Raw genomic sequence first — 16,942 nt, forward strand, 5'->3', positions numbered from 1 at the left:
TGTTGAGCGTGCGTCGTGCAGCGCCGCGGTCAGGCGCCTTGCGGGTGGAGGTCGAGTGCGATGTAAGGGGCGAGTGCGTGCAGGAAGTCCGGTGCATCGAAGATCTCACCGGCGGAGGCGACGCCTGCGGACTTGGTGCGGCCGGTCAGGACGCGTTCGAGGGCCTCGGCGACCAGGGGCGCGGTGATGGCGTAGATGTCCTGGCCGCTGGCCGCCGCCCGGCGTTCGACTCCGCCGGAGCGTACGACGGCGTCGACGAGGAAGGTTTGGTCCGAGCGCCCGTCCTCGTCGGCGGCGATCGGTGCCGGTGTGTGGGGGGCGGCGACGTCCCGGACCGCCTCAATGGTCATGTAGGTGGTCACGTCGGGGATGGACAGGTGCTGGGGAACGGTGACGACGTCCGCCATCGTGAACTCCCCGATCACGTCCCGGACCCCCATCGGTTCCGGGAAGGTCCACTGGAGGGTGGGCGGGGCGTCGGTGCGGCGCTCCCACTGCCCGCCGCTGTAGCGCAGGCGGACGTCCCCGCGCCGCTCGCGGGAGACGGCACCGGACAGGCGGGTGCCGGCGGTGGGGCGCCAGCTGCTGAGCGCGTAGGCGATGTGGGCCTCGTCTGCTGCGGTCCAGTCGCCCATCGCCGTGGTGGCCAGCAGGTCGCCGAGGCCGCCGAAGAAGGCCATGGCTGGGACGATCACCGCGCCCGCTTCTCGGGCTCGGTCCCGGTAGTGGGCGAAGGTGTCGAGGTTGGCCTCGAGCTCGGCGGCCACGTCTAGGTACGGGATCTTCGCGCGGAGCGCGGCCTCGATCACGGGACCGGTGGTCGTCGCGAAGGGGCCCGCGCAGTTGATGACCGCCGCTGTGCCCGCCAGGGCCCGGTCCAGCGACACCGCATCTTCGACCGTCGCCACCCGGGGCTCAAGGCCGTGCTCGTCGGCCAGCTCCTGCAGCGCCTGGGCGTTGCGCCCGGAGGGCACCGGGACGTACCCGCGCGCGGCCAGCTCCGCGACCACGAACCGCCCGGTGTGACCGTACGCGCCGAACACCGCCACCAGCTGACCTGACCCCATGAGACTGCTCCCGTGCACTCGAACCACCCCCGCCGCGGTGTCGATCCGCCGCGGCCTGACACCCACATCCTGTCCTCGCGGCAGCACCCCGCACGAGCGTCGGAAACGACATGATGCGTACAGTTTCGGACATGCCCTCTGTCGCGCTGGCCGTCACCGACGGCATGCTCCACTACGAACTGTCCGTGGCCCTCGAGGTTTTCGGCGCCGATCTGACTCACGTTCTGGACCCTTGGTATGACTTCTCCGTCTGCGGAAGCGGTCCGGTACACGTCGACCGCTTCCGCCTGGAGCCCGACCACGGACTCGACCAGCTCGCGCACGCCGACACGGTGATCGTCCCCGGCTGGGCCGACACCGACCGCGAACCGCCCACCGACCTGGTCCAGGCGCTGCGTGCTGCCCACGAGGCCGGCGCCCGCGTGGCCTCTCTGTGCACGGGCGCCTTCATCCTGGGCGCAGCCGGACTGCTCGACGGCAGACGCGCCACCACCCACTGGGCCCACACCCGGGAACTGGCCCGGCGCCACCCTGCGGCCACCGTCGACCCCGACGTCCTCTACGTCGACAACGGCGACGTCCTCACCTCCGCCGGCAAGGCCGCCGCCATGGACCTGTGCCTGCACCTGGTCCGCCTCGACCACGGCGCGGCCAACGCCAACAAGATCGCCCGCCGCCTGGTCATTCCACCCCACCGCGACGGCGGCCAGGCCCAGTTCATCGCCACCCCCCTGCCCGAGCCCGGCAACCACCCCCTAGGCGCACTCTTCCCCTGGGCGCTGGAGCGACTGGACCAACCGCTCACCGTGGAGGACCTGGCCCGCCGGGCCCGCATGAGCTCACGCCACCTCGCCCGCCACTTCAAACACCTCACCGGCACCACACCACTGCAGTGGCTCCATACCCAGCGCATCCGCCACGCCCAGGAACTTCTGGAAACCACCAACGCCACCGTCGACACCATCGCCACGGCTACCGGCATGGGCACCGCTGCCACACTGCGCCGCCACTTCCACCGCAGCGTCGGCGTCCCACCCGACACCTATCGCCGCACCTTCCGCCCCCAAGAGCCAGTCCCAAGCGCACATCACGGAAGCTGACACTTCACGGTCAGTAGCCATCGGCGACCAGTTGACTCCCCACCTACTGGCCGCCGATGGGGAATTTCAACTGGCCACTGTCAGCGCAGGCGAACGACCTTGAGCAGGGACTCGTCGAAGGCCACGATCGGCCCTCGAGGAAGGCCCGGGTGCTGTTGAAACTCGGGTTCTGGGTCACATTCCGTGGTCTGCTTACTGAGCGTTCGGGTGCCCCTGAAGTTGAGCTCGGACAGACTGGGCCACTTGGTCTGCCCGGTCAGCCGATACACGCTCCTGCTCGGGCCGCCGAAGCAGCTCGAAAACGCCCGGCCCACGATGCTCTGGTTGCAGATCTGCCATGCGCGGAACGATGTGGAAGTGCACATGTGCGAAGCCTTCGGCTTCGGCAAATTGGACGACGTAGGTCTTGGCGCAACCAGTCATGCTCTGGAGAGCGCGGGAGAGCTTGACCTGCCACATCCCTAGGGCAGCTGCCTCAGCATCGGTGAGGTCATGAACTGCGGCAACGTGGCGCCGAGGCAGCAGCACTAGCCAGCCGGGCACTGCGGTGTTGAAGGCGTGGGCTACCCGCCAATGCTGGTCATGGACCACGCACTCTCTTGGTGGAAGGTCGTCGAACTCTGCTTCCTTGCTGCATGCGTAGCAGTCGGGAGTCGCCATGCACCAGATCGTAGAACTGTTTCGCTGTGAACCCCTGTCGGTCTTCATCACCAGGCACCGGTCAGGCCAGAAGAACTCTTTTCCGTAGGAGTTGGAAGCCAGCTCGTCCGAAGACTTGGCGCTTGAGCATCTTGATTCGGTTGACGTGGCCTTCGACGACGCCGGAGCTCCAGGGCTGGGTAAGGCCGGCGATGACGGCGTCGCGGTCACGGTTGATGCCTGCGGCGAGGGTATGGAGGCCGGGGAGGTTGTCTTGCCGGACGGCGTCGAGCCACTGCGGCAGCCGTTCGCCCTGGCGCTCGGTGAGCATCTGACCGAAGGTGCGGACGTGGCCGGTGAGTGCGTCCAGTTCAGGGCAGTGGACGAGAACGGCTTTGAGCCGAAGGTGCTCCGTCTCGGTGAGGGTCTCGGGCTGGCGGAGGATCCACCCGGCGACGACGCGGGGTGATGGTGGCCGAGCCGTGACGGATCCTGATGAGAGCCTCTTCTCCCGGAAATAGGCGAACCCGCTGGTAGCTGCCCCGATAGCCGAGCGAAACGATCCCCTCCCACACCCTCCAGGCGTTCGTGCAGCCTTGGTTCCAGCGGTCATCCGGATAAGGCTTGAAGGCGTCGAGTTTGGATAGCCGGCCCTGCCACTGCCCCTTGAACAGGTCCTCCGGGGTGGCTGCGTCGGCGACGAGCTTGACGGTGCGGGAAGTCATGCGGAGTTGGCGGCCGATCGCCCTCCGACTGAGCCCGGCGGCCAGTAATTCGTGGACGGACGCGTGCTTGACGCGGGTGCGATCAGAGAAGCGGTGTCCCCTTGGCCAGGGCGAGCCGGAGGGGTCTTCGAACTTCTCCGGCTCGGGGGCAGGCTGGACTGGATCTGGCGCCAGGACCTGCAGGCATCCGCGGTGGTCTGCGACGCACCGCTCTGCAGCCTCGCTCAGGTTGTGCCAAAGATGCCACCTGTCCGCCACCTGCACCGACTGTGGTGCCCCGGCCGTGGCACCTTCGGCGAAGAACGGTGCCCGATCGCGGCAGACCACCTCCACCCCGGGCTGTGTGGCGAGCCAAGCGGCCAGGCTGGACGCCTCCCGATCGGGCAGCAGGTCCACCGGACGCCGGGTTTTGACGTCGACCAGGACAGTCCCGTAGTGACGCCCTTTGCGGGTCGCGTACTCATCGACGCCTACCACCCGCGGGGCCGGAACTTCGGGGTCGGGCAACGCTTCGACCAGCCGCAGTACCGTGCTGCGGCTCACGGACACGCCGAACACTATCGCCATGCGGGCACCGGCCCGACCGGCGAGCGCGAGGCCGACCGCGGCCAGCGTCGAGCGCAGGCGCTCGGTCCGCCGACCGTACCGACGGGTCAACCCTGGCAGCTGTTCGGCGAAGGTCCGTCGCCCGCACGAGCTGACCGGGCAAAGGAACCTGCGGACGCGCAAGGTCCGGGGCGAAGGCGTACAGCTCGGCCCGGTAGGCGTGACCGTCGGTGGTCCATTCTCGGATGCGGAACAGGTCGGGGCGCGGCACCGACGTGGGAAGGGTGCGGGAGGTGGACGAGCCGTTCCACAGGGTGCCGCCCTCGGTGCCGGCCTCGGCACCAGACCTGCCACGCGACCTCACCGTCGACAGCAGCAGGGCATTCCTTTTCTCCTCATAGCTGGAGATTCCAGACTGAAAGATGTGACCTGCATCACATTTTCTGTTCTTGCTGTCGGTGACCCCGGGGCGAGGCCCTAACAGGTGTCAGGAATTCACCTAGGGAAGGCATCCGATGACTTACGACAAGCACATGAAGGCCCAGACGCGGCTTGCGGTCTTGATCAGTACCAGGAACGACAGCACTCCGACGTCCCCCCGCATCAAATTGGCACGACGCGCCGCACGATGGCTGGTCGGCAGGCCGCCCCAGCAGCACCGCTCACTTGCCAGGCGGGTCGGCCTGGCCGCGGACGCCGTGGCAACCCGGCTGGTCGTGATCCCCGACAGCCCCCACCTGCGCGAGCGCTATGGGGTCGACCAGATCCCGTTCATCGTCGACTCCCGTAAGCCCGTCGACGCTCTGCAGCTCGCGTTCAGGTGTCAGCCCCTCACCCGTGAGGCCCTGACCAAGGCATTGCCGTTCAAGCGCCCGTTGACGCTACGCCCGACGTCAGATATCTACGGCGAGCTGTCTGCTATCGCCGCCACATGGCCCCTCCCGACGGGTACCTGCAAGGCCTACAAGGAAGCCCACGACGCGATGACGGCCTACGTGTTCCACAGCGACGAAGAGACAGCTGTGGCCTTCGCGCGTAAATGGAACCTGACGATTCGCAAGCGCTCCGCGGTCCTCAACGGGCTGATCAGCATCGACTGGGACGGCGTGGAGCTCTACGACGACGAAAGTGTGGTCTCCGCGCTCAACCGCCAGATCAGGTCCGAGCGTGACAACTGGCGACCGATCCACACCCGCCAGCTCAAGGGCCACCACATCGTTCTTGGGGTCAACAGCGAGAGCCGCAAGCAGCCCAGGAGCAAGTCAGCCGAGGACCAGTACTTGGACCGACAGCCCTACGGGCACCACCCGTGCCTCGATCTCCTGCTCGTCGACTTCACCCCACAGGAGGCTCAGGCAGTGGCCATGTACGTGTTCGGCAGTTCCAACACCGACTGGCATGACGCGGCGCTTCTAGCCAATGCCTCGGACCCGAAGCGCTTCGGCGAACGAGTCCGTCGGATGGTGAAGCACGCCGCCAAGCGGCACCGCGCGACCGCAAACCCTGCGACGTGCACCCACGGAACTGCGGCCACCGAGATGGGAGTCTGAGCATGCCACCTCTGATCACCGATTTGGCTCAGCCAGGTCTTCCGACCTGGCTGATCGCGGCAGTAATCCTCACCTCCAGTGCCACGACTTTGATCCTCGTCTGCACACGGGCGAGGGCCAGCATCGTTCGCGCCCACGGTGAGTCCGACCGCACCGTGGCAGTCTTCGAGAGCCGCCTCCGCTTCAAGCGCTGGAAGATCACTCGGCGCGATCAGCGACGAACCCGGAGTCGTTCGGCCCAGCAGTGACACGAGGCCCCAGGCAGGTGCTCATCCCTGAACCAGTGACCTGCCTCAGTTCGCTGGGTGTATTGGGCCATTGGGTCTGATAGAAGGGCTGACGCTCCTCTGGGACCGTGGGTTCACCGGTTGGTCCCGTTGGGTCTAACGGGACCAACCGGGTGTAAACAGGCGCGGCTAGAGACGGGACAGGTGCTCGCGCACGGGCTTGGCTAGCTCGGCGTAGAACTCGACGCGGTCCTGGGCTTGGAGGATCTGGGCGCAGACGGTTAGCAGGCCGGTGCGTGCCTCGGGGCGGTCCAGGATGGGGGCGAGCTCGGTGCGGATGCGGGCGGCCTCCTCGGGGACCAGCAGCGCGTACAGGTACAGGGTGGCCGCGTCGTACCCGTACGGGGCGCGGCCCCATCCCTCCCAGTCCAGGATGTGCGGACCGCGGGTGACGTTGCCGTAATGGAGATCGCCGTGGGCGGGGGCCCAGACGACGTCCTCGGCCTGGTGGCCGGTGAACTGGGGGATGACCCGGCGCAGGTACTCCTCGCGGACGGCCTCGCGGTTCGCCGGCCGCGGCACATCGGCGAGGGCGTCCAGGGCCGCCAGCATCTCCTTCCACCACGTCTCGGCCAGCGCCGGGTCCTCGTCGAGGACGGGGCGCGGGAAGACGATCGGGTCGGGGCGAAGGTGTACAGCTCGGCCCGGTAGGCGTACGCCTGGTCGGTCCAGTCCCGGACGTGGAGCAGTTCGGGGCGCGGCACCGAGGCGGGGAGGGCGCGGGAGGGGTAGGGGCCGTCCCACAGCTTTCCGCCTTCGGTGCCGGACTCGGCGCAGACTACGCGAAGCCAGTGCGGGCCGGCGGCGCCCGACAGGGTTCGGCCCCGGTACCCCCACACCCGGCGACCGGCGGCCCGCAGGCCGAACTGGTCGGCGGCGTGCTGCGGCTGGATCTGCTCGACGGACTCGCCGGCTGCGCGGCGGCGGAGCACGGTGTGGAGCATGTCGTCGGTGATGACGGGGGGCCGGCCGCCGTGCTTGCCCTTGCGGGCGGCGGTGTCCAGCCTTCGAGGGTGGACTCGGGATGTTTTCCCGTTCGGTCTCAGCCATTGCGGCGAAGAACGCGAACAGCAGCCGGCCGGGCCCGCTGCCCCGATGCCCTGCGACCGGCCCTACCGGACACTGCCCGACACCGACCGATGGCGCCTGGCACACCGCTTCCTCCGCGACCACGCCCTCACCACCGCAGACCGCGTCACCGGCCTCCTCTACGGCCAGCCCGTCACCAAGATCGCCCAACTCACCGCCAACCACATCCACCACGCCCCCGACGGAATCCGCCTCGCCCTCGGCCCACACCCCATCACCGTCCCCCCGCCCCTGGGCCAACTCCTTCTCACCCTCGCTGAACACGACGACGCCACCACCGGCCACAAGCGCTGGCTCTTCCCCGGCCTTCGGCCCGGCACCCCCGCCAGCACCCGCCACCTACGCCTCCGACTCGCCGCCCACGGCCTGCCCTCCCGCCGAGGACGCAACAGCGCCCTCATCGATCTCGCCGCCAGGATGCCCACGGCCATCCTCAGCGAGACCCTCGGCATCGCACCCACCACCGCCGCCACCTGGGCCGCCGTCAGCGGTAGCCCCCGGGCCAGCTACGCAGCCGAACTCGGACGCCGACGCCCCGTCCCCGGCCCGGCGTCTGATAGGCCTCTGGGGAGGATCACAGGGCATGCACTGCACGGACGCCGAGATCGAGTCCAACTACGTGGACACGCACGGCGCGAGCGTGGTGGGGTTCGCCTTCACTGAGCTGCTCAACTTCCGGCTGCTGCCCGGTTGAAGAACATCGGCAGCATCCGCCTGTACCACCCGGACGACAACCCGCCCGGGTGGTCGGCGCTCGGCGGCTCCCTGACCCGGCCATCAAGTGGGACCTGATCGAGCAGCAGTACGACCAGATGGTCAAGTACGCCACCGCCCTGCGCCTGGGCACCGCCGAGGCCGAGTAGGTGCTGCGGCCCTCACCCGCGGCGGCCCCAAGCACCCCGCCTACTCCGCGCTCGAAGAACTCGGCCGCGCCGTACGCACGACCTTCGCGTGCGACTACCTCGCCAGCCCCGGCCTGCGCCGCGAGATCCACGGCGGGCTCCAGGTCGTGGAGAACTGGAACAGCGCGAACACCGTCCTGCACTACGGCAAGGACGGCGCCCTGACAGGCCCGGACAAGGAACACGCCGAGACCTCGATGCTCGCGCTGCACCTGCTCCAGGCCGCCCTGGTGCACGTCAACACCCTGCTGCTGCAGCAGGTCCTCGCCGAACCGGCCTGGGCGAAGAAGCTGTCCGACGAGGACTGACTGCACTGTTCTGGTCGAACACCAACCCGTACGGCACCTTCCGCCTCGACATGGACAAGCGGCTCGACCTGCTGCCTGCCCTGGTGCCCGGGCCGCGCCGCGCGGCGGATGACGGCGTTCAAGCAGCAGGCTCGGCATCCGGCCGCTGAACCGGAGCAACACCGCCGCCCGCGTCGTGACTACCCGCACCCTTCCATGGAGGTGATCCAGGCGGGAACATCCTGGTGACGGTGGACGGGGGTGGCAGACCGTGGGGCGTAGACGGGGTGCGTGGGCCGGGTCGGCGGTAACGGGAGGGGCCGCATTGGTGGCGGCTGTGCTGGGGCCGGTGACCAACTACGCCAGTGACGCGGTGCCTGGCTGGGCGGCGCAGGCGTGGGTGATCTGGCCGGTGTTCGCCGTGCTGGTGGTGGTCAGCATCGGGCTGTTGCTGTGGAGCCGCCGACTGGATGCCGCACCAAGGCCCCCGGCGCGGCTGGCACCGGTGAGCCGACTGGCCCAAGGCCAGCAGGCTTCGTTACGCCCGCCGCATGTTCAGCGCGTGCGGGGGCGTGAGGGAGAACTCGCCGTGCTGGCAGGCATGCTTCGGCGGCCACAAGGCCGGTTCGCGGTGCTGTGCGCGGTCGGCGGGATGGGCAAGACAACGGTGGCCGCGCAACTGGCCACCCAGGCCGAGGCGGCGGGCTGGCGAGTGTTTTGGGTGCGCTGGCGCGACAGTGCCGAGCTGGCGCAGCAGATGGTGGAGACGGCGCTGGCCTGCGGCCTGCCAGAGGCAGAGCTGGAGGCCGCGCGAGCGGGGCAGGCGAGCCTGCCGGATGTGGTCTGGCGACAGTTGGGCCGGGTGCGGCGGTGGCTGCTGGTGGTGGACAACGCCGACGAGCCGCACGAGATCGGCCCGGCAGGGGAGCCGGTGGCCGACTATCGCGGCTGGATCCGTCCTCACGGCCGGGGCCTGCTGGTGGTGACCAGCCGGGATGGCAGCGAGCAGACCTGGGGTCCGTGCGCACAGCTGCTGCCACTGGAGCCGCTGGCGGTGCGACCTGCGGGGCAGGTCCTGCTGGACGCTGCTCCCGTGGCCGGCACCGCCGAGCAGGCCCGGGAGCTGGCGGCGCGACTGGGCGGGCTGCCACTGGCGTTGCACACGGCCGGCACCTATCTGGCCGGACCCACCAGCCGCTACCGCACCTTTGCCGCCTACCGCCAGGCCCTGGATCAGGAACTGCGGTTCTTGTTGGGATCGACGCACCCGAATGCCTCCCATCCGCAGGTCGCCCGCGCCGTGGTGCGGCACACCTGGGAGGTGTCCTTGGACCAGCTCGCCGGGGAGGGCAACGCTTTGGCCCGCCCCTTGTTGCGACTGCTGGCCTTGCTGGCTCAAGCCCCCGTCCCACTGTCCCTGATCACCCCGAACCTGCTATCCGTCGTCACCGGACACGACGTCACCGCGGCGGCCCTGGAGGCCGCGTTCGCTGGCCTGCACCGCTACGGTCTCCTCGGCCTGCCCCACTCTCCCGGCAGCACCGGCCCGGCGTCGGGCAGCAGTGAGGGGGCGCAGGTGGTGCTGCATCCCCTGATCCGAGAGATCAACGCTGTCGCCCTCACGGCCGAGACCTCCGATCTCGTCGTGTGGCACCGGGCTCTTGCCGAGCGGCTCGCTACGGCTGTGCACGAGGCCAACCAGCGCGGGCGCGCTGGTTGGCCTGCAGCCGTGCTCCTCGCCCCCCACCTGCCGCTGCTGCTCGACTACGCGGACCCGCGCACCGCCGCGCACCACCGCACCACTCTCAACACCCTGGCGCAGGTGCTGCAGAAGGCTGGCGCTTCCGGTGCGGCGCGCCTGCTGCATGAACGGGTCCTCGAGGTCGAGACCCGCATGCTAGGCCCCGAGCACCCCGATACCTTGACCAGCCGCAACAACCTGGGCAATGCCTTGTTCGGAATGGGAGAGCCGGCCGAGGCAATACGTCTGCTCCGGCAGACCCTGGAGGACCGCGCCCGCATCCTGGGCCCCGTGCACCCCGATACCTTGACCAGCCGCAATGACCTCGCATGCGCTTTGGACGGGACGGGTGAGCATGCCGAGGCGGTGCGTCTGCTGCGGCAGACCCTCGACGACCGTACCCGTGTCCTGGGCCCCGAGCATCCGCATACCCTGGCCAGTCGGGACAGCCTCGGTCTCGCGTTGGACGGGATGGGCGAGCACGCACAAGCAGTGCGCATCCACCGGAGCACCCTGGAGGACCGCATCCGTGTCCTGGGCCCCGAGCACCACCTCACCCTGCTCAGCCGCCACAACCTCGCCAGCGCCCTGACCAGGGCGGGTGAGCAGACGGAAGCGATACAGCTGCTGCGGCAGGCGCTCAACGACCACGCCCGCATTCTGGGCGACGCGCATCCGCACACGCTGGCCAGTCGGGACAGCCTCGGTCTCGCGTTGGACGGGATGGGCGAGCACGCACAAGCAGTGCGCATGCACCGGCAGACCCTGGAGGGCCGCACCCGCATCCTGGGCCCCGAGCACCCGGATACCCTTGCCAGTCGCCACAACCTCGCTCTCGCTTTGACCAGTGCAGGTGAGCAGGCCGAGGCGATAGACCTGCTGCGCCGAACCTTCGATGACCGCGTCCGCATCCTGGGCGACGAGCACACGCATACCTTGAGCACCCGCAACGCGCTGGAGACAGCGCTAGCCATGTCCACCCAACGGCCACGGAGCCGGTGGTGGCACTGGCTGCGGCGCAGGAACGTCGCAGCCAGTGGCGGTTGAGGAGGCCCTGTATCCCCGAGCCGCCGCCAAGCGGCAAGTAGCACTCTGTAACTATTGTTGCATTGCGTGAGCGTAGGGGTGGTTGGGTCCACGGCTGTGAGTGTCGGCAAACCCGTGACCGAGGGGAAGAGCGGCAACCCGAGGTGGCCGGCCTTGCCCGTTGCTACGGCTTCGACCCCCGCCCCTCAGGGCTTCGTTTGTGTGCCTGTGCCGTGGGCTCCGCCAAGGTCACTTTCGTCCTGCACGCCGACACTCCCACAGCCGAGGTGCCTTCGCCACGGCGCTGGGGTCAAACGGTACGAAGCAGCCGCCCCGGACCCGGGACGACGGCTTCGATCTGCAGGCCACGCGCCAACATGGTCACTGCCCGAATCCCTGATCCGGCCCGGGTGAGACGCTTCGTGGCCTCCAGCCCTCGGGCCAGGGTCTCCATGACCCTCATCAGCGTCTCCGACGGCACCTCCCAGGCCCGGCGACACCACCCCCAGGTCATCCGTTAGACAGAGGGGACGCAGTCGTACCGGGCCCGGAGGCCAGGGGCCCCATTGCAGGAGCGCGAAGAACATAACGGGGGCGAGGGGCGGGCTGGAGGGCTGAAGATGGCGGGCCCTGACCCTCCAGCCCAGGCAGTGTCTTCAAAGGGGTCTGAGCCAGAGGAACAGGGACGCGATGGTGACGGCTGCCTGGTAGGACTCGCGGGTTTTGTCGTAGCGAGTGGCGATCGCGCGGTACTGCTTGAGGCGGTTGAAGCAGCGCTCGACGACGTTGCGTTTCTTGTAGAGCTGTTTGTCGAAGGCAGGTGGTCTGCCTCCGTCGCGGCCGCGGCGGGATCGGTTGGCCCGCTGGTCTCGGCGTTCGGGGATGGTGTGGCCGATCCCGCGTTTACGCAGGTAGGCGCGTATCTTGCGGGAGCTGTAGCCCTTGTCGCCCAGGACGTGGTCCGGGCGGGTTCGGGGCCGCCCGGGCCCGGCCCGGTGGACCTTGATGGTGTCCATGACCGCCTCGAAGCGGGTGCAGTCGGCGGCGTTGCCGCCGGTGAGGACGAAGCCGAGCGGCCGGCCGCGGCCGTCGCAGGCCAGGTGGATTTTCGTGGTCAGTCCGCCTCGGGATCGTCCGAGGGCGTGATCACATATTTCGTCCCCCTGCCCTGCCCCTTTTTGCGGGCGCCCGCGGCATGCTGATGGGCCCGCGTGACTGTGGAGTCGACCGACACCAGCCAGTCGATGTCACCAGTCGCGTCCTTCTCCGCCTGGACCGCGGCCAACATCCGCGTGAACGTCCCGTCCAGCGCCCACCTGCGGAAACGCGTGTACAGAGTCCTCCAGGGCCCGTACCGTGCCGGCACATCACGCCACGCCGACCCCGTCCGTAGCTTCCACACGATCCCGTTCAGCACTCGCCGGTCGTCCAACCGCGGCCGCCCCGAGGACGACCGCGGCAACAGCCCGGACAGCGCTTCCCACTCCACATCCGTCAGCTCATGACGACGCACCATGCCAACATGATCCCCCATCAGAACCCTTTGAAGACCCGGGCTAGTACTGCAACGGTGCTTGCCGTGACTGGTGGCCAGGTTGCTCGTTGGCCTGGTTATGGGTGGAGATCGTGGCGATGTCGGGTCGTGGGCGGCGGGTCTGGTCGAGTTGCATGAGCGTTTCGTGCATCGGTTTGCCAGGTCGGAGCCGCGGGAGTCGGCTCTTGCCTATATGCGGGGGCTGATAGCTCCGCTGGAGCGCAAGAACGGTTGGACGCTTGCCGAGGAGGCTGGTCACGCGGCTCCCGACCGGATGCACCGGCTGTTGAACCGGTGCGACTGGAACGCGGACGAGGTACTCGACGACGTTCGCGGCTATGCGGTCGAGCATCTCGGCGACCCTGAGGCGGTCCTGATCGTGGACGACACCGGGTTCCTGAAGAAGGGCGTCCGCTCGGCCGGGGTCCAGCGCCAGTACTCGGGAACGGCGGGCCGGACCGAGAACTGCCAGGTCGGTGTCTTCCTCGCCTATGCCCGTGCTCATGGCCGCACATTGATCGACCGCAGGCTGTATCTGCCCACGTCATGGACCGATGACCGAGAACGATGCCGGGCCGCCGGCATCGAGGACACCATCGCGTTCGAGACGAAAGTGGTCATCGCCAAGGCCATGGTCCGCCGGGCGATCGCCGAGAAGATTCCGTTCCGGTGGGTGACCGCGGACGCCGCCTACGGCTTCTCCAAGGGCTGGCGGACCGAGCTCGAGCGGGCGGATGTCTTCCATGTCATGGCCACCACCCGGCACGACACCGTGGTCTCCCGCTGGGCGATGGACCACCCCGTTCACGACCTGTTCAACGGCCTTGCGAGGCAGAAATGGAAGCGCCGTTCCTGCGGGAACGGCGCTCATGGCCTGCGGGTCTACGACTGGGCGAGAGTGGAGGTGAGGCCCTGGCACCGCGAGGACCGCCGGCACTGGGTGATCGCCCGCCGAAGCGTCGGCCGGCCGGACCAGATCTCCTACTACATCGCCTACTGCCCGGCCGAGACCACCCTCGACGAACTCATCCACGTCGCGGGCAGCCGGTGGGCGGTCGAGGAATGCTTCCAGACCGCCAAGCAGGAATGCGGCCTGGACGACTACCAAGTCCGCCGCTACCCCGGCTGGCACCGCCACATCACCCTCGCCATGGCCGCCCACGCCTGCCTCACCGTCCTGAAGGCCCGCGAGGCCGACACGGGGAAAGCAGAAACGGATCCTCCCAGCTCATACCCCTCACCCTCCCCGAACTCCGACGCCTGATCACCCGCCTCACCCACCGCCGACCAGCAACCGTCCAGCACGTCATGCACTGGTCCTACTGGCGCCACCGACGACAACACCAAGCCCGCGTCAGCCACTACAAACGACGCGGCCACACACCACCAGAAGCCAACAAACCATCACAGCAAACACCGTTGCAGTACTAGCTGTCCTGCGCGGTCAGGAGAAGAGTCAGGCCTTGGAGCCGGTGGTCCCACCCGGGTGCTCTCCGCGCGAGCGGAGGTGGTCCTGCGCCCACAGGGTCGGAGACGAGCTCCCAACGCGGCGTTCCCATCGGACGGCGAGTCGTTTGAACTGGTGGAGCAGGGCGAAGGTCTGCTCGACGACGTAGCGGAGCTTGCCCATGTCCTTGATGTTCGGGGCTTTTGCGCGGGAGATGACGGGCAGGATCCGGCGTTTACGCAGCTCTTCCCCCGGTTGGGGTTGGAGTCGTAGCCCTTTTCGAAAAGTACCGCCGTCTGCTGTGGAAGCGCGGTATCAAGCCGATGATCGCCCGACGCAGTGTCGCCCTCGGCTCCTGACTCGGCAAGGTGCGCTGGGTCGTCGAGCGCACCTTCGCCTGGCTTCACCACTTCAAGCGCCTGCGAATCCGCTACGAGCGCCGTGCCGACATCCATCTCGGCCTGCTCCAACTCGCGTGCAGCATTATCTGCCTGCGTCGGCTCCGCACCTCAGGATGAAGAAGGAGCCAGGACGACAGACTCCGACGGCCAGCCGAGAACGGTCAGCTCAGGCCACTGCTGTTGCCAGCGGGCCGCCTTGGCCTCATACACCTCGCGCGGGGCAAGCACCGGGTTGGGGCGCATGACAAGGTTGAACACGTCGGAGAGCCCGTGCGGCGCATAGACGCGCCATCGGCCGCCCGGCTCCAGGCGCACGCCCAGGCAGCAAGTGGTCGCAGCGAAGCTGTCGATGGCCGCCTCCGTGGAAGCATGAGGAGCGCACGCGACGCCGAACTTCTGCTCGTACCAGAGGTGGACGCGAGCCTCGTTGCGGACCTCGACTTCCGCCGGCAGCCCTGCGAACGCTTCACCGGCGGCCTTGATCACCGTGTCCTCCGCCTCCCATGACAAGTCACGGTCGTCGAAGTAGAAAACGTCGTAGTCCTTGATCCCGCTGGTGGGATGCCTGTCCGTGACCACGTTCCAGACGGTCTGGAACAGGCAACCCGCCGTCAGGTACCAGTTGGGCAGCCCCAGCCCTGCCGTGCGGTTCAGCACCTCCACCAGCACCTCATTGCGGGCCAGCGCAGACTTCAGGGCGGCAAGCTGCTCTTCGAGCGGGAGGCGACCAATCATTGCCCATGCCTACCACGTGACGGGCCTACAGCGCCCGCAGCCCCCTACTGCGAAGCCCTCATGGAGGATCTGATTCTGAAACGATCAGTAAGTCCGGGTTGCGGACCTTGGGGTTGCCCAGCCGGTAGGCGACCTGCGCGGCGTCCAGCGCCCGGCCGACGACGTACTCGGCGCGGTCGTTCAGCAGGGAGCCGAGCGTGGTGCGGGAGGCGAAGTCGACCCGCTGGGCCTTCCAGCGCTGCGCATCGTGGGCGTCCAGGCCGCCCAGTAGTTCCTCGAACGTGTCCAGTGCGCCGCTATGGGCGCTCTCCTGCCAGGCCAGGAGGGGGTGCTGCGGACGGGCCGTGGCAAGCCATCGGGCCAGCACCGGCCGTTCCGGAGCGGAGGGAACATGCCGGTCGGGGGTGCCCGCACGCACCGGGCCCGACGGCTTCTCGTTCGGCCGGATCCGGGTGCGGCGTCACCGGCGGCCGCCGTCACCGGGGAGGGTAGCGACGCCGGACGACTTCGGCTTATGCGACCAGGCGGGCAGTCACTCTACTGGGCGGACCCGGCCACCGGCTGCCTGTCGCAACGCGGTTTCCAGCCGATCACGAGCCTCGGTCTGAGCGGCGATCCGTCGGTTGAGGACCGCCAGCCGTTCCTGCGCGACCCGCAGGCCCTTGTCCGAGGGCGGTGCCGCAGCCACATCGCCATCCAGACATGGCAGGAACACCCGCACGTCTTCCAGGGTGAGCCCGGCGGCCAGCAGATGGCGGATGTTGCGGACTCGCGCCACGGCCCGCTCGTCGTAGACGCGGTAGCCATTGGAGGCCCGTTCGGAAGAGATCAGTCCGGCCTGCTCGTAATGCCGCAGCGCACGAACGGTCGTCCCAGTTGCCCTGGCCAGCTCACCGATCCGCATACGTCCTACCTCCTGGGTCACTCCTATCACGCCACGACCGCTCCGCCGTCGACTGGGAGTACCACGCCAGTGACGAACGACGCACCCGGGGCGGCGAGCTGGGTGATTGCCCAAGCCACCTCCTCGGGGCGACCGACCCGGGCCAGCGGGGTGTGCGCCAGCTGCCACTCCCGCACTGCGGCCATCTGCTCCGGCGTCAGGCCCTGGTGCTCGCCGATGGGGGTGTCGATCGCGCCGGGGGCGACTGCCGCCACCCGGATCCCACGGGGTGCCAGCTCAACCGCCCAACTGCGGGTCAGCAGCTCCAGAGCGGTCTTGGTGGCTGCATAGACCGAGCTGCCCGGCCAGGCGCGCTGCCCCACCGACGTACTGACATTGATGACCACCCCGCGCGACGCCTCCAGAAGCGGTAGCGCGGCCTGAGCCAGCAGGATGGGGGCGACGACGTTGGTGGCGAGCTGAATTTCGATCATCTCTGGCGTCAGCGTGCCGAGGGCGCCGCTGCGCACGATGCCTGCGTTGTTGACCAGGACATCCAGTCGGCCGTGTGTCTCCAGCACGGCCCGGATGATGCGATCCGGCTCACCCTCGGCGGTGATATCGGCGGTCAGCGGCGTGATCCGGTCGTGCCTGGCCGCGGTCCCCTTGAGGGGCTCGGATCGCCGCCCGATCGCGACCACGTGGGCGCCCTCAGCGGCGAAGGCGCGGGCGGTGGCCCGGCCGATCCCGGTGCCGGCTCCGGTGACGGCGACGATCCTGCTGTTCTGCGCTGCGGTGCTCTTCATGCCGGTAAGCGTGCAACCCTGCCGCCAGCGGCAAGGTCAAGCAGCGCCAGACGGACCTGTGCCTGGTTCACCCAGCTGATCGCGCCGGTCGGCGCCGTGGGCGTGGTGGCCGCCGCTCTGGTGGCGGTGTTCACGGTGGTCTTCTCCGGCCGCCGTTGCTGACGTGCCGCCGCGAGG

General features: G+C 68.6%; 17 protein-coding genes and 2 pseudogenes. 8 read left to right on the forward strand and 11 right to left on the reverse strand.

Going from position 1 to position 16,942, the window contains the following annotated elements; all coding sequences use genetic code 11:
• Positions 1 to 29: 29 nt before the first annotated feature.
• The gene (locus OG594_RS23870; protein WP_266602198.1) at positions 30 to 1,067 is read right to left on the reverse strand and encodes a trans-acting enoyl reductase family protein; all 1,038 of its coding nucleotides are present in this window, start codon (positions 1,065 to 1,067) and stop codon (positions 30 to 32) included.
• A 131-nt stretch (positions 1,068 to 1,198) separates the two neighbouring features.
• Here OG594_RS23870 and OG594_RS23875 point away from each other — a divergent pair, with 131 nt between their 5' ends.
• Positions 1,199 to 2,167 carry a helix-turn-helix domain-containing protein gene (locus OG594_RS23875; protein ID WP_266602200.1) on the forward strand — a complete coding sequence of 323 codons (969 nt, stop codon included), beginning with the start codon at positions 1,199 to 1,201 and terminating at the stop codon, positions 2,165 to 2,167.
• A gap of 192 nt (positions 2,168 to 2,359) precedes the next feature.
• Here OG594_RS23875 and OG594_RS23880 read toward each other — a convergent pair whose 3' ends face one another.
• The 3 genes from OG594_RS23880 to OG594_RS23890 form a co-directional block, all read right to left on the reverse strand.
• Positions 2,360 to 2,827 carry an HIT family protein gene (locus OG594_RS23880; protein ID WP_266602202.1) on the reverse strand — a complete coding sequence of 156 codons (468 nt, stop codon included), beginning with the start codon at positions 2,825 to 2,827 and terminating at the stop codon, positions 2,360 to 2,362.
• Between the two features lie 61 nt (positions 2,828 to 2,888).
• Positions 2,889 to 3,251 carry a transposase gene (locus OG594_RS23885; protein ID WP_266603148.1) on the reverse strand — a complete coding sequence of 121 codons (363 nt, stop codon included), beginning with the start codon at positions 3,249 to 3,251 and terminating at the stop codon, positions 2,889 to 2,891.
• Entirely contained in the window at positions 3,178 to 4,431 is a 1,254-nt protein-coding gene (locus OG594_RS23890; protein WP_323185288.1) for an ISL3 family transposase, read from the reverse strand. The genes OG594_RS23885 and OG594_RS23890 overlap by 74 nt, the downstream gene beginning before the upstream one ends.
• 161 nt (positions 4,432 to 4,592) lie before the next feature.
• On the opposite strand from OG594_RS23890, the gene OG594_RS23895 reads away from it, so the two are divergent.
• Positions 4,593 to 5,627, forward strand: a complete 1,035-nt coding sequence (locus tag OG594_RS23895; RefSeq protein WP_266602204.1) for a hypothetical protein — start codon at positions 4,593 to 4,595, stop codon at positions 5,625 to 5,627.
• Positions 5,628 to 6,043: 416 nt separating this feature from the next.
• Here OG594_RS23895 and OG594_RS23900 read toward each other — a convergent pair whose 3' ends face one another.
• Positions 6,044 to 6,466 (reverse strand): phosphotransferase, encoded by a 423-nt coding sequence (locus OG594_RS23900; RefSeq protein WP_266602206.1) that lies wholly within the window; start codon positions 6,464 to 6,466, stop codon positions 6,044 to 6,046.
• A 1,120-nt stretch (positions 6,467 to 7,586) separates the two neighbouring features.
• Between OG594_RS23900 and OG594_RS23905 the strand changes: the two genes are divergently transcribed.
• The 4 genes and pseudogenes from OG594_RS23905 (at position 7,587) to fxsT (ending at position 10,980) form a co-directional block, all read left to right on the forward strand.
• Positions 7,587 to 7,697 carry a Tn3 family transposase gene (locus OG594_RS23905; RefSeq protein WP_266602208.1) on the forward strand — a complete coding sequence of 37 codons (111 nt, stop codon included), beginning with the start codon at positions 7,587 to 7,589 and terminating at the stop codon, positions 7,695 to 7,697.
• A gap of 49 nt (positions 7,698 to 7,746) precedes the next feature.
• Entirely contained in the window at positions 7,747 to 7,866 is a 120-nt protein-coding gene (locus OG594_RS23910) for a Tn3 family transposase (RefSeq protein WP_266602211.1), read from the forward strand.
• Between the two features lie 71 nt (positions 7,867 to 7,937).
• Positions 7,938 to 8,213, forward strand: a pseudogene (locus OG594_RS23915) (Tn3 family transposase); the annotation flags it as partial.
• 328 nt (positions 8,214 to 8,541) lie between these two features.
• A complete protein-coding gene (gene fxsT / locus OG594_RS23920) occupies positions 8,542 to 10,980 on the forward strand; it encodes an FxSxx-COOH system tetratricopeptide repeat protein (protein ID WP_266602213.1) in 2,439 nt (812 codons plus the stop codon).
• Positions 10,981 to 11,615: 635 nt separating this feature from the next.
• Here fxsT and OG594_RS23925 read toward each other — a convergent pair.
• A protein-coding gene (locus tag OG594_RS23925) for an IS5 family transposase (protein ID WP_266602215.1) occupies positions 11,616 to 12,475 on the reverse strand; the annotation gives its coding sequence in 2 pieces (ribosomal slippage) (positions 11,616 to 12,127 and positions 12,127 to 12,475; 861 coding nt in all).
• A gap of 97 nt (positions 12,476 to 12,572) precedes the next feature.
• Here OG594_RS23925 and OG594_RS23930 point away from each other — a divergent pair.
• A complete protein-coding gene (locus tag OG594_RS23930) occupies positions 12,573 to 13,757 on the forward strand; it encodes an IS701 family transposase (RefSeq protein ID WP_266602217.1) in 1,185 nt (394 codons plus the stop codon).
• Positions 13,758 to 13,949: 192 nt separating this feature from the next.
• Here the strand turns inward: OG594_RS23930 and OG594_RS23935 are convergent, their stop codons facing one another.
• Positions 13,950 to 14,123 carry a hypothetical protein gene (locus OG594_RS23935; protein ID WP_266602219.1) on the reverse strand — a complete coding sequence of 58 codons (174 nt, stop codon included), beginning with the start codon at positions 14,121 to 14,123 and terminating at the stop codon, positions 13,950 to 13,952.
• A 98-nt stretch (positions 14,124 to 14,221) separates the two neighbouring features.
• Between OG594_RS23935 and OG594_RS23940 the strand changes: the two are divergent.
• Positions 14,222 to 14,458 (forward strand): annotated as a pseudogene (locus OG594_RS23940) (transposase); the annotation flags it as partial.
• Here the strand turns inward: OG594_RS23940 and OG594_RS23945 are convergent.
• The 4 genes from OG594_RS23945 to OG594_RS23960 form a co-directional block, all read right to left on the reverse strand.
• A complete protein-coding gene (locus OG594_RS23945; RefSeq protein ID WP_266602221.1) occupies positions 14,450 to 15,076 on the reverse strand; it encodes a nucleotidyltransferase family protein in 627 nt (208 codons plus the stop codon). The pseudogene OG594_RS23940 and the gene OG594_RS23945 sit on opposite strands and share 9 nt — an antisense overlap.
• Positions 15,077 to 15,134: 58 nt before the next feature.
• A complete protein-coding gene (locus OG594_RS23950) occupies positions 15,135 to 15,443 on the reverse strand; it encodes a hypothetical protein (RefSeq protein WP_266602223.1) in 309 nt (102 codons plus the stop codon).
• Between the two features lie 165 nt (positions 15,444 to 15,608).
• Positions 15,609 to 15,980 carry a MerR family transcriptional regulator gene (locus OG594_RS23955; protein ID WP_266602225.1) on the reverse strand — a complete coding sequence of 124 codons (372 nt, stop codon included), beginning with the start codon at positions 15,978 to 15,980 and terminating at the stop codon, positions 15,609 to 15,611.
• Between the two features lie 26 nt (positions 15,981 to 16,006).
• Entirely contained in the window at positions 16,007 to 16,765 is a 759-nt protein-coding gene (locus OG594_RS23960; protein ID WP_266602227.1) for an SDR family NAD(P)-dependent oxidoreductase, read from the reverse strand.
• Positions 16,766 to 16,942 lie beyond the last annotated feature (177 nt).

The organism is Streptomyces sp. NBC_01214, from assembly GCF_026340975.1.
Lineage (GTDB): Bacteria > Actinomycetota > Actinomycetes > Streptomycetales > Streptomycetaceae > Streptomyces.

What these genes read in the sequence shown, in the direction of transcription:
- OG594_RS23875 (WP_266602200.1), top strand. Translation starts at nt 1,199, where the DNA reads ATGCCCTCTGTCGCGCTGGCCGTCACCGACGGCATGCTCCACTACGAA.
- OG594_RS23935 (WP_266602219.1), bottom strand. Translation starts at nt 14,123, where the DNA reads ATGGGCAAGCTCCGCTACGTCGTCGAGCAGACCTTCGCCCTGCTCCAC.
- OG594_RS23895 (WP_266602204.1), top strand. Translation starts at nt 4,593, where the DNA reads ATGACTTACGACAAGCACATGAAGGCCCAGACGCGGCTTGCGGTCTTG.
- OG594_RS23870 (WP_266602198.1), bottom strand. Translation starts at nt 1,067, where the DNA reads ATGGGGTCAGGTCAGCTGGTGGCGGTGTTCGGCGCGTACGGTCACACC.
- OG594_RS23955 (WP_266602225.1), bottom strand. Translation starts at nt 15,980, where the DNA reads ATGCGGATCGGTGAGCTGGCCAGGGCAACTGGGACGACCGTTCGTGCG.
- OG594_RS23905 (WP_266602208.1), top strand. Translation starts at nt 7,587, where the DNA reads ATGCACTGCACGGACGCCGAGATCGAGTCCAACTACGTGGACACGCAC.
- OG594_RS23930 (WP_266602217.1), top strand. Translation starts at nt 12,573, where the DNA reads ATGGGTGGAGATCGTGGCGATGTCGGGTCGTGGGCGGCGGGTCTGGTC.
- OG594_RS23880 (WP_266602202.1), bottom strand. Translation starts at nt 2,827, where the DNA reads ATGGCGACTCCCGACTGCTACGCATGCAGCAAGGAAGCAGAGTTCGAC.
- OG594_RS23945 (WP_266602221.1), bottom strand. Translation starts at nt 15,076, where the DNA reads ATGATTGGTCGCCTCCCGCTCGAAGAGCAGCTTGCCGCCCTGAAGTCT.
- OG594_RS23960 (WP_266602227.1), bottom strand. Translation starts at nt 16,765, where the DNA reads ATGAAGAGCACCGCAGCGCAGAACAGCAGGATCGTCGCCGTCACCGGA.
- OG594_RS23900 (WP_266602206.1), bottom strand. Translation starts at nt 6,466, where the DNA reads ATGCTGGCGGCCCTGGACGCCCTCGCCGATGTGCCGCGGCCGGCGAAC.